The sequence below is a fragment of the Geodermatophilus chilensis genome (genome assembly GCF_002802985.1).
Classification (GTDB): Bacteria; Actinomycetota; Actinomycetes; order Mycobacteriales; family Geodermatophilaceae; genus Geodermatophilus; species Geodermatophilus chilensis.
Genome location: NZ_NVPT01000250.1, coordinates 1 through 5,321, shown reverse-complemented (window position 1 = coordinate 5,321; position 5,321 = coordinate 1). Strand labels below are relative to the sequence as shown.

At 71.8% G+C, this 5,321-nt stretch carries 4 protein-coding genes; 3 read left to right on the top strand and 1 reads right to left on the bottom strand.

Annotation, left to right across the window (positions count from 1 at the left end; genetic code table 11):
• Positions 1-67: 67 nt before the first annotated feature.
• Positions 68-2,887, bottom strand: a complete 2,820-nt coding sequence (aceE, locus tag CNO22_RS25505) for a pyruvate dehydrogenase (acetyl-transferring), homodimeric type (protein WP_100502054.1) — start codon at positions 2,885-2,887, stop codon at positions 68-70.
• A 356-nt stretch (positions 2,888-3,243) separates the two neighbouring features.
• Between aceE and CNO22_RS25500 the strand changes: the two genes are divergently transcribed.
• From CNO22_RS25500 to CNO22_RS25490, 3 genes are all read left to right on the top strand, one after another.
• On the top strand, positions 3,244-3,669 hold the full coding sequence (locus tag CNO22_RS25500; protein ID WP_012949524.1) for a DUF3052 domain-containing protein: 426 nt from the start codon (positions 3,244-3,246) through the stop codon (positions 3,667-3,669).
• Between the two features lie 56 nt (positions 3,670-3,725).
• On the top strand, positions 3,726-4,187 hold the full coding sequence (locus CNO22_RS25495) for a peroxiredoxin (protein ID WP_100502053.1): 462 nt from the start codon (positions 3,726-3,728) through the stop codon (positions 4,185-4,187).
• A gap of 171 nt (positions 4,188-4,358) precedes the next feature.
• Positions 4,359-5,234, top strand: coding sequence for a transposase (locus CNO22_RS25490; protein WP_100502051.1), 876 nt, complete (start codon positions 4,359-4,361; stop codon positions 5,232-5,234).
• Positions 5,235-5,321: the final 87 nt, after the last annotated feature.

The following is a 5,321-nucleotide window of genomic DNA, read 5'->3' as shown; positions in this document are numbered from 1 at the left end:
CACGTCCCCGGAGCAGCAGCCCAACGGGTGAAGGTCGAAGGACCCCCTGCAGGGGGTCCTTCGACCTTCACCCGTTGGGCTGCTGCTCCGGGGACGTGGTGGTGTCTTCCGGGGCGGCCTGGACGTCGCGGATCTGGTACTTCTCCACCGCCTGACGGACGACGTCCCGGTCGACCTCGCCGCGCTGGGCCAGCGAGGCGAGCACCCGGACCACGACCGACTCGGCGTCGACGTGGAAGTACCGCCGCAGCGCCGGGCGGGTGTCGGAGAGGCCGAACCCGTCGGTGCCCAGCGTCGCCATCCCACCGGGGACGTACGGCGCGATGAGGTCGGGCACCGCCCGCATCCAGTCCGAGACCGCCACGACCGGGCCGGGGGCGTCGACGAGCCGCTGGGTCACGTACGGGACCTGCGGCTCCTCCTCCGGGTGCAGCAGGTTGTGCTCCTCGGCGGCGTCGGCCTGCCGACGCAGCTCGGTCCAGGAGGTCACCGACCACACGTCGGCCGAGACACCCCAGTCGTTCGCCAGCAGCTCCTGCGCGCGCAGCGCCCACGGCACCGCGACGCCGGAGGCCAGCACCTGCGCCTTCGGCCCGTCACCCTGGCCGGGCGCGTACCGGTACATGCCCGCCAGCAGGCCCTGCAGGTCCAGGTCCTCCGGCTCGGCCGGCTGGTTGAACGGCTCGTTGTAGACCGTCAGGTAGTACATGACGTCGGCCGAGCGGTGGCCGCCGAGCGGGGCACCCGGGTCGTCGCCGTACATGCGCGCCAGGGCGTCCTTGGTGATGTGCCCGACCTCGTAGGAGAAGGCCGGGTCGTAGCTGACGACCGCCGGGTTGGTGTGCGCCAGCAGGATCGAGTGCCCGTCCTCGTGCTGGAGGCCCTCGCCGTTGAGCGTCGTCCGGCCGGCGGTGGCGCCCAGCAGGAAGCCGCGGGTCATCTGGTCGGCGGCGGCCCAGAAGGCGTCGCCGGTCCGCTGGAACCCGAACATCGAGTAGAAGATGTAGATCGGGATCATCGGCTCGCCGTGCGTGGCGTACGAGGTGCCGACGGCGGTGAACGACGCCGCGGAGCCGGCCTCGTTGATGCCCTCGTGCAGGATCTGGCCCTGCTCGGACTCCTTGTAGGCCAGCATCAGCTCGCGGTCGACCGAGGTGTAGCGCTGCCCGTGCGGCGAGTAGATCTTCTGCGTCGGGAACAGCGAGTCCATGCCGAACGTGCGCGCCTCGTCGGGGATGACGGGCACGAGGCGCGGGCCGAGGTCCTTGTCCTTGAGCAGCTCCTTGAGCAGGCGGACGAACGCCATCGTCGTCGCCACCTCCTGCTTGCCCGAGCCACGCCGCAGGACGTCGAGGGCCTTGTCCTCGGGCGCCTTGAGCGTCTTGAACTCCGAGCGGCGCCGCGGCACCGCCCCGCCCAGCTGCCGGCGCCGCTCGAGCATGTACTGCATCTCGTCGGAGTCCGGGTCGGGCTTGTAGTAGGGCGGCAGGGTCTTGTCCAGCGCCTCGTCGGGGATCGGCAGGTAGAGCCGGTCGCGGAACGCGGCGAGGTCCTCCGCGGTCAGCTTCTTCATCTGGTGGGTCGAGTTGCGGCCCTCGAAGTGGCTGCCCAGCGTCCAGCCCTTGATGGTCTTGGCGAGGATGACCGTGGGCTGGCCCTTGTGCTCCACCGCCGCCTTGAACGCCGCGTAGACCTTGCGGTAGTCGTGCCCGCCGCGGGAGAGGTCCCAGACCTCCTTGTCGCTCATGTGCTCCACGAGCTTGCGGGTGCGCGGGTCCCGGCCGAAGAAGTGCTCGCGCACGTAGGCGCCGTCCTCGGCCTTGTAGGTCTGGTAGTCGCCGTCGGGCGTCTGGTTCATCAGGTTGACCAGGGCGCCGTCACGGTCGGCGGCCAGCAGCGGGTCCCACTCCCGGCCCCAGATCACCTTGATGACGTTCCAGCCGGCGCCGCGGAAGAAGGACTCCAGCTCCTGGATGACCTTGCCGTTGCCGCGCACCGGGCCGTCGAGCCGCTGCAGGTTGCAGTTGACGACGAAGGTGAGGTTGTCCAGCTCCTCGCGGGCCGCCACGCCGATGGGGCCGAGCGACTCCGGCTCGTCCATCTCGCCGTCGCCGAGGAAGGCCCACACGTGCTGGTCGGAGGTGTCCTTGATGCCGCGGGAGTGCAGGTAGCGGTTGAACCGCGCCTGGTAGATCGCGTTGATCGGGCCCAGGCCCATGGAGACGGTGGGGAACTCCCAGAAGTCCGGCATCAGCCGCGGGTGCGGGTAGCTCGACAGCCCGCCGCCGGGGTGGCTGACCTCCTGGCGGAAGCCGTCCATCTGCTGCTCGGTGAGCCGGCCCTCGAGGAAGGCGCGGGCGTAGATGCCGGGGGAGGCGTGGCCCTGGAACCAGATCTGGTCGCCGCCGCCGGGGTGGTCCTTGCCGCGGAAGAAGTGGTTGAAGCCGACCTCGTACAGCGAGGCGGAGGAGGCGTAGGAGGAGATGTGGCCGCCGACGGCGATCCCCGGCCGCTGCGCGCGGTGGACCATGATCGCGGCGTTCCACCGGATGTAGGCGCGGATGCGGCGCTCGACGTGCTCGTCGCCGGGGAACCACGGCTCCCGCTCCGGCGGGATGGTGTTGATGTAGTCGGTGCTGCGGAGGCCGGGGACGCCGACCTGCTGCTCGCGGCTGCGCTCCAGCATGCGGAGCATGAGGTAGCGGGCGCGGCCTCGACCGGCGTGGTCGACGACGGCGTCCAGCGACTCCAGCCACTCGGTGGTCTCGTCGGGGTCGGTGTCGACCAGCTGGCTGGGGAGCCCGTCGGTGATGACCGCGCGGGCCCGTCCGGTCTCGTTGCCGGCGTCGCGGGCGGGATCGCCGCCCGGCTGCTGCGGAGCACTCATGCGCCCATCGTCCCCCGCCGGTGGGCTGCGCGTCACGCACCCCGCTCACCTGTCGGGACGGCGACCGGTCGCGGACCGCTCCGCGACACACTTGCACCTGACCAGGCATGCCCTACGCTTCCGCCAACGCCGTCCGTGGCCCCGGACTGACCGGGGCGGGCAGAACCGGTGCGGACGGGAAGGGGTGACATGACCGGGCTGCGGGGGAAGTCTCCCGCTGGTCGTGTCCTGCTCCGCCGCCGTCCGCCGCACTCCGCGCACCCGGCCGCGCGTCCCATCCCCACGACACCCCACCGGCGCGGGCACGGACGTGTCCACCGGCCGGCAGCATCGGAACCCATGGAGGAACAGCAGGGATGAGCGTCGACTCGGGCAGCGCCAGCATGGCGGCCCGGCTGGGCATCAAGCCGGGCATGGTCGTGCAGGAGCTCGGCTGGGACGAGGACGCCGACGAGGACCTGCGGGACTCCATCGTCGAGGTCTCCGGCAGCGAGATGGTCGACGAGGACACCGACGAGGTGGCCGACGTCGTGCTCCTGTGGTGGCGGGAGGACGACGGGGACCTCTTCGACGCGCTGACCGACGCGATCACGTCGCTCGCCGACGACGGCGTCGTGTGGCTGCTGGTGCCCAAGTCCGGCCGCCCGGGCCACGTCGAGCCCGGTGACGTCACCGAGGTCGCCCCGACCGCGGGTCTGTCGCAGACCAGCAGCGTCTCCGCGGCCAAGGACTGGTCCGGCATCCGCCTGGTCACCCCCAAGGCGGCGCGCAGCCGCCGCTGAGGCACCCTCGACCCCTCGGCGGGCCGGTGTCGGCCCGGGTGCGGCACGATCGGCGCATGAGCCTCTCCGTCGGGGACGTCGCGCCCGAGTTCAGCCTGCCCGACCAGGACCGCCAGGTCGTGTCACTGGCCGACCTGCGCGGGGCGCCGGTCCTGCTGGTCTTCTACCCCTTCGCCTTCTCCCGGATCTGCACCGGCGAGCTGTGCCAGCTGCGCGACGAGCTGGCGACCTACACCGACGCGGGCGTTCGGGTGCTCGCGCTCAGCACCGACCCGGCGCCCGCCCTCAAGGCGTGGCGGGAGCAGGAGGGCTTCGACTTCGCGCTGCTGTCGGACTTCTGGCCGCACGGCGCCGTCGCCCAAGCCTACGGCGTGTTCAACGACCGCGCCGGCATGGCCGTCCGCGGCACCTTCCTCGTCGACTCCGAGGGCCGCGTCGCCTTCGCCGAGGTCAACGGCCCGGGGGACGCCCGCGAGCAGTCCGGGTGGAAGGACGCGGTCGCCGGGCTGGCCGCCTGAACCTCCGCCCGGGCACGGTCCCCCTGCAGGGTCCCGCCGTGGCCCCGTCTCCGGCACCGCCCTGAGGCGCGTTATGTGGGTTCCTGGCTTGCCTGGGTGCCCTTGACATGAGGGCGCCTCTGCGGCAGATGAGCGGTTGTCGAAGACCGTCCGGCCGCAGAGGCGTTCATCATGCTGCCCACCGAGGACCTGTTCGTCTACGTCTACGTGCTCGTCGATGACGCGATCACCGCCCGCGCGATCGACATTCCGCCCCGGCCCGGGCCGGCACCGGCCTGCAGCGACGCCGAGCTGCTGACCATCACGCTGGTCCGCCACCTGCTCGGCCGGCGCAGCGAGGCCGGATTTCTGGCCGAGGTGGCCCGCGACTGGGCACAGCTGTTCCCGCGCCTGCCGCACCAGTCCGAGGTCAACCGGCGGACCCGCTGGCTGTGGGCGGCCTTTGAGCAGCTGCGCGCGGCGCTGGCCGCCGGGCTACCGGTCGATGACTGCGCCCAGGTCGACACCACGGCGCTGCCGGTCAAGCACCCCTCCCGGGTCCGTGGCCCGGACGGCTGGGTCGGCCCGAACGAGCTGCATGCCGGCTTTGGCCGCGACGCCGCGCACGCCGAGTGGTTCTACGGCTTTCGGCTGGCGATCAAGACCGACCTGGGCTCCCGGCTGGTCCGCGCCTGGAGCATCGTGCCCGCCGCAGCGGCCGAGCGCGAGGTCGGCACCGACCTGCTCGAGGCCGGTGCCCCGCCGCGTGACCTGCTGGCCGACAAGGGATTCAACGGCCGGCCCTTCGCCACCGCCCAGGCCGAACGCGGCACCGCCGTGCTCACCCCTCCGACCAAGGCCCAGCGTGCCCACATGCCCGGGTGGCTGCAGAAAGTGATCGCCTGCTGGCGCAACCGCATCGAAGCCACCTTCGGCGAGCTCACCGACCGGATGGAGCTGGCCCGCCATGGCGCACACACCTTCTGGGGCCTGCTGACCCGCACCGCCGCCACCATCGCGGCACACGCCATGCTCCGCATCCACCTCGCCGACCTCGGCGTTGCATGAATGACTCACATAACGCGCCTGAGCTCGCGAAGGGTGGGGAGGACGGGGTCCTCCCATGGCGGGGGGCAGGGAGGCCGTCCTCTACCC

Coding starts and splice junctions, on each gene's coding strand:
- aceE (WP_100502054.1), bottom strand. CDS start 2,887: ATGAGTGCTCCGCAGCAGCCGGGCGGCGATCCCGCCCGCGACGCCGGC.
- CNO22_RS25500 (WP_012949524.1), top strand. CDS start 3,244: ATGAGCGTCGACTCGGGCAGCGCCAGCATGGCGGCCCGGCTGGGCATC.
- CNO22_RS25495 (WP_100502053.1), top strand. CDS start 3,726: ATGAGCCTCTCCGTCGGGGACGTCGCGCCCGAGTTCAGCCTGCCCGAC.
- CNO22_RS25490 (WP_100502051.1), top strand. CDS start 4,359: ATGCTGCCCACCGAGGACCTGTTCGTCTACGTCTACGTGCTCGTCGAT.